Source organism: Microcoleus sp. B4-C1, assembly GCF_036705285.1.
In the GTDB taxonomy this organism is placed as follows: domain Bacteria; phylum Cyanobacteriota; class Cyanobacteriia; order Cyanobacteriales; family Microcoleaceae; genus Microcoleus.
This window is the reverse complement of record NZ_JAUBUC010000182.1, coordinates 1-3,990: the sequence shown is the minus strand read 5'-3', so window position 1 is coordinate 3,990 and position 3,990 is coordinate 1. Positions and strand designations below refer to the sequence as shown.

Annotated in this window: 4 protein-coding genes; 1 reads left to right on the top strand and 3 read right to left on the bottom strand. The window is 42.0% G+C overall.

Annotated elements, in window-relative coordinates; genetic code table 11:
* Positions 1–726: 726 nt before the first annotated feature.
* The gene (locus tag QUB26_RS31365; RefSeq protein ID WP_333291502.1) at positions 727–1,419 is read left to right on the top strand and encodes a hypothetical protein; all 693 of its coding nucleotides are present in this window, start codon (positions 727–729) and stop codon (positions 1,417–1,419) included.
* Positions 1,420–1,727: 308 nt separating this feature from the next.
* On the opposite strand, the gene QUB26_RS31360 is transcribed toward QUB26_RS31365, so the two are convergent.
* From QUB26_RS31360 to QUB26_RS31350, 3 genes are all read right to left on the bottom strand, one after another.
* Positions 1,728–2,489, bottom strand: a complete 762-nt coding sequence (locus tag QUB26_RS31360) for a nucleotidyltransferase domain-containing protein (RefSeq protein WP_333321212.1) — start codon at positions 2,487–2,489, stop codon at positions 1,728–1,730.
* Between the two features lie 119 nt (positions 2,490–2,608).
* The gene (locus QUB26_RS31355; RefSeq protein ID WP_333321210.1) at positions 2,609–3,550 is read right to left on the bottom strand and encodes a DNA polymerase beta superfamily protein; all 942 of its coding nucleotides are present in this window, start codon (positions 3,548–3,550) and stop codon (positions 2,609–2,611) included.
* 150 nt (positions 3,551–3,700) lie between these two features.
* Positions 3,701–3,913, bottom strand: coding sequence for a putative toxin-antitoxin system toxin component, PIN family (locus tag QUB26_RS31350; protein ID WP_333321208.1), 213 nt, complete (start codon positions 3,911–3,913; stop codon positions 3,701–3,703).
* Between the last annotated feature and the right edge of the window lie 77 nt (positions 3,914–3,990).

The window sequence follows — 3,990 nt, the reverse complement described above, 5'->3', positions numbered from 1 at the left end:
TTACAATTTTAATTGTTATTGTGGTATGGGCGTCCCGCCCGTCAAAAAAGGACGGGGGGGACGCCCATCCCACTTTCAAGAGTGGAAGTTATTTAATTCTCATTCCTAAGTAAAGCAGCGAAAACTTCGGAAATCAGCAATTGACTCAAAGCTAATGGACTTTGACAAGGAGATATTTTGATCTCGCTGGGGGAGTCTAGGTTAACAAATGGCGGCGAATCACTCGATCGCGATCGACCTCTTATTTCATCTCATAGTTGTCACTCTCGATTGAGATGCGGTCGCCTTTGATTACAGAAATCCTCGGTACTGAGGGATCTCGGCTTCCTGAAGCCGAGTTTTTTTGGCAGATATAGATCGAATTTAGATATCGACTCAACCGTAGTAAGGATTTCAGCTTCATTTTGGGTTATCTCTAATTTAAATCTCAGGAAACAAAAAGGTTTTTATATAGCCACAAGAAAATTAAGGGCGATCGAGGTCTGCTAAATTTCTTAATCTTAAGATAATTTTACGGTTACAAAAAAAGACCCTTCACGACTAGGAGTCTTCTCTGTCTTTGGGTAGACCGAATTTTTTTTTTCGTTTGATAAGATTCCCTTAAACAAAGCTTAAGAGAACGGTTAAGAAAACATGAAATTCCAAATTCCTCTAACTCCAGGATCTGTAACCCAGTTGCTGCTTCGAGTGGTCGCCTGTCTAGTTGTACTATCTTTCTTAAGTCAGATGACTATGTACTTCTTGCCGGATTACCCGTCTAGAGACTTCTTAGCAAATGGATTCAACGTTGATTACGAGGGGAACATTCCAACCTTCTACTCATTTTTGACATTGCTGTTTAGTTCTCTCTTGCTGGGTTCGATCGCCTATGCGAAAAATTTGGATAGCGATCGCTATAAGAATCACTGGAAAATTTTATCCTTCATATTTCTATTTTTATCTTTAGACGAAATTGGTCAATTGCACGAAAAGCTGGTTTACCCGATGCGAAACCTGCTAAATGCCACAGGATTTCTTTACTTTACTTGGATTGTGCCGATCGGTTTTCTAGTAGCGATATTTCTTTTTTCCTACAGTAAGTTCGTGTTGCACCTTCCTGTTTCAATGAGAAAATTGTTTGTTGCAGCAGCCGCTATTTATATTGGAGGAGCCATCGGAGTGGAAATGCTAGCGGGATACATAGTTTATACAGCGGGACCGGGGGATATATCCTACGTGATAGCAACGACGATTGAAGAGTCATTAGAAATGGTAGCAATCGTTATATTTATCCACGCCTTGATTTCATATATCAAGACATATGTAGGCGGCGTAAGTTGGAATTTTTACATACCAGGAAAAAACTCACCAGTTACCGACCCTCAAAATACCGACATACCTGCCCTTAACGCAACAGCCAACACAAATCTATTAAGGTGAATCACTTAAAACCGGGTTTAATGGACACGAAAATACTGCATTATGGCCTTTGATATCATTTCCGGTAACATTCATACATGATGTTGACTGTTGACTGTTGACGCCGTGAACAATGAACAGTTAACGCCGTGAACAGTGAACTCGAATGTACTATTCCGATGCTAACGGATTTGATATGAGCAGGATGAAAAACCCGGTTTCTTTGGTACTGATGTGTACTGGACTGGAGGTTCTGTGCTCTTCGGCGCACAAAACGACTAATATATAGGGTGCTTGCTACACTAAAGACTAATTAAACGTGGAACAGCTTAGTTCACAGATGACATCCTCACCTTTACCAAAAAATCGTTAAGAGCAACCTTTGCATTAGGATTTGACGGCAAATGACTTGTAAAACTTGCATCTTCTAATATATTAATTAGCCGATCGCGCTCTTGCTGATAAAATTCAATATCTGTATCTTCCAGCACTGATTTTTCCTCCCCAGCCAGCTTGCGATCGATCAAATCAGGAATATACGACAACTGGAATTTATCATTAAGTTTCACCAAATTCGCCTCCACTTCCCCCGTTTGCATCAAGTGAATCCCAGCCAGCAACACCCGGTAAACGTACAACAGCGGCTTAACCCGACGCGGGCGTTCTTTCTCAAATAATTTCCATTGAGTTTTAGCAAAACCGAGATAGTGGTGGCTGTGGTGCTTGGTGATGCAGTTTGAGGCGAGATCCTTTAATTCCTCGTGTTCCTTTGTAGTGTAAACTATCAGCGGCGAATACAGTTGTTCCAACACGTAGCCGTTGCGCTTCAACAGCAACTCAAAAAATTTCTTGATGTCGTGAGTTACTAAATCGAGTTGCATTCCCTCCCGAACTTCGGAAACTTCGATTGTTTCTTGTCCCGAAATCAGTCCAATTACTTTCGGTAGCGGCAAAATGTGTACTCCCCGCAAGTCGAAGTCAGAATCTGCGGAAGGAAAGCCGTATAAGTGCGAACCGCTGACAGTCGCAAACAGCAGCGGATAAGGTTGAACGGAGATAATTTGGGCGAGATTCGAGATGTATTCTGTCATTTATTCAACATTTTATCAATGCTAATTTAAATTTCGGTTAAACAAGCGCAAATACCTGTAGGGGCGGGTTTTACCAACCATATATGTCTCAAATTAATGCTCTCGTAAACCCGCCCCTTTTAGCCGATCGCACCTTTACGCGCTTCAATCAAAAACAGGTTCGCTTTCTCGTAATTAGGACGTTCTGGTAAGGAAGTTGCAGCAAAAGCGCGATCGAACTCACCGTGCAAACTCAACCGCCAGCGATTCACCTCATCCCAGGATATTTCTTGGTTGCGGATAGATAAAAGTTGCGATCGATAATCCTGGACGCGAACAGGTACAAACCCCTCCTTGAGGACAGTAATTCCTGACAGCAACAAGCGAATTAAGTGCATCGCGTGCTTCCACCGAATTTCCCCGGTATTGCGGAGGTCTTGCTCCATTTTTTTAAATTGAGACAAAACGTAGCTATTGTAAGTTTGATAAACCAATTGAGAAAGAAATATTTCCCGAATTTCTAGCAATTCTTGTGCTACAGGAGAAACAGTTTCTACTAAAGGCGTGTACAAACATTCTAGCACATTTGGATTAGCTTTTAGTGCCAAAACTAGAAACTTTTGCAGTTCCCAATAGCATTCCTGATTTTCCTTGTTTTCCAATTGTTCTGGGATGCCGTAAAGCGACCAATGAAGGATTGCCTGCGGCAGGTAAATCCCGCGTCTGTCTGTATCGGATTGCTCGTTATCAAGACCATAAGCTCTCGAACCAAGAATGCAGCGGTAAATTACAGAATCATAGAGGTTGTATTCTGCAAGAAAATCTCCTCCTGACTGCAATCCTTCGCTCTGAAACTGCTTGCGGATACTGAGTTCGTGCCGCCGCAGACTAACTTGTGTTCCGTCTGGGAGTTTGACTAAATATGCGTGGGAATTGTCCGTAGGCGATTGAACGATGACGCCTACTAATCCCGGTTTCCAAGATTGGTCGCCGGCGGGGTTTTTGACCTCGATTTTGGTGACAATTTGGGTTCCTGCGGGTAGGATTAAGTTGAAATTTTGAGGAAGATTGGCATTTGCCATGAGGAAACCTCCTGCGGGGCACGAGCTACAATGTTAGTGTAGCATATATGTAGTATAAAGGGGGAGTTTTGGGCGATTCCCTACCCTTCGGGAACGCTTCGCGAACGGGATAGCTTCGCTTAACGGGGATTTGGTCTTCTTGAACACAGCCTAATTCACGATCGATTCTGCAAAAAGAGAAACAGAAATAATTAACGTATTCTCTAAACTCTGAACTTCAGTAAAATCGCGATCGCCTGTAATTAAAAAATCAGCATTAGCAGAGAGTGCACAAGCAATAAACTTAGCATCTTTTTGATCTCTAGGGAAATCAATTTCTATAGATACATCAATGATTTTGGTTGAGGATTGAATCAAATTCAAGGGTGCATCTCACTTTGGCAAATGTGTCAAAAAAGAGATAAAATCAAAAAGCTAGTAAAATCGTTAAATAAAGATGA